Origin of the sequence: Azospirillum agricola (genome assembly GCF_017876095.1) — a bacterium.
Taxonomy (GTDB): domain Bacteria; phylum Pseudomonadota; class Alphaproteobacteria; order Azospirillales; family Azospirillaceae; genus Azospirillum; species Azospirillum agricola.
The window spans coordinates 1-1,445 of sequence record NZ_JAGINM010000074.1 but is presented as its reverse complement, the minus strand read 5'-3'; the positions used below and the strand labels follow the sequence as shown (position 1 = coordinate 1,445).

Here is a 1,445-nt window from a genome sequence, read left to right as displayed (position 1 = left end):
TCCATCGCCTTCACCACCTCTTCGGTGACCTTTTTCGCATCCCCGAACAGCATCATGGTGTTGGGGCGGAAGAACAGCTCGTTCTCGACGCCGGCGTAGCCGGCGGCCATGCCGCGCTTGATGAAGAACACCGTCTTGGCCTTCTCCACGTCCAGGATCGGCATGCCGTAGATCGGCGAGGCCGGGTCGGTCTTGGCCGCCGGGTTGGTCACGTCGTTGGCGCCGATCACGAAGGCCACGTCCGCCGTCCCGAAATCGCGGTTGATGTCCTCCAGCTCGAACACCTCGTCGTAGGGCACGTTGGCCTCGGCCAGCAGCACGTTCATGTGGCCCGGCATGCGTCCCGCCACCGGATGGATGGCGTACTTCACGTCGACGCCCTCGTGCTTGAGCGTGTCGGCCATCTCGCGCAGCGCGTGCTGCGCCTGCGCCACCGCCATGCCGTAGCCGGGCACGATGATCACCGACTGGGCGTTCTTCATGATGTAGGCCGCGTCCTCGGCCGAGCCGGCCTTCACCGAGCCCTGCGGGCCCTTGGCCGCGCCGCCGGCCGCCGCCGCCTCGCCGCCGAAGCCGCCGAGGATGACGTTGAAGATCGAGCGGTTCATGCCCTTGCACATGATGTAGGACAGGATCGCGCCCGAGGATCCCACCAGCGCGCCGGTGATGATCAGCAGGTTGTTCTGCAAGGTGAAGCCGATGCCGCAGGCCGCCCAGCCCGAGTAGCTGTTCAGCATCGAGATGACCACCGGCATGTCGGCGCCGCCGATGGGCAGGATCAGCAGGAAGCCGAGCGCCAGCGCGACGACGACGATCAGCCACATCGCCGTGGTCGAGTTCGACTGCACCAGCCAGACGATCAGCAGCAGCGTCAGCACGCCGAGCGCCGCGTTGAGCGGGTGCTGCATCGGGAAGACCAGCGGCTTGCCGGTGACCAAGCCCTGGAGCTTGGCGAAGGCGACGATCGAGCCGGTGAAGGTGATGGCGCCGATGGCGGTGCCGAGCGCCATCTCGACCAGCGAGCCCTTGGCGATGGCGCCGGGCAGGCCGATGCCGTAGGCCGCGGGCGAATAGAAGGCGGCGAGCGCCACGAAGACGGCGGCCAGACCGACCAGCGAGTGGAAGGCGGCGACGAGCTGCGGCAAGGCCGTCATCTCGATCTTCTTGGCGACGACGTAGCCGATGCCGCCGCCGATGGCGATGCCGAGCACGATCATCCAGTAGGACTGGACGATGGGCGAGGCGAGCGTGGTGAGGATGGCGATGGTCATGCCGACCATGCCGTAGATGTTGCCCTGACGCGAGGTCTCCGGGCTGGACAACCCGCGCAGCGCCATGACGAAGCAGACGGAGGCGACGAGGTAGAGAAGGGCGGACAAGGTTTCCATGGTTTACTTGCCCTTCTTCTTGAACATGGAGAGCATGCGCTGGGTCACCAGGAAGCC

1 protein-coding gene is annotated in these 1,445 nt (G+C 66.4%); it reads right to left on the bottom strand.

Going from position 1 to position 1,445, the window contains the following annotated elements:
* Positions 1 to 1,388: NAD(P)(+) transhydrogenase (Re/Si-specific) subunit beta (locus J2847_RS33855; RefSeq protein ID WP_209783109.1), on the bottom strand; the 1,388-nt coding region annotated here is incomplete at its 3' end.
* Positions 1,389 to 1,445 lie beyond the last annotated feature (57 nt).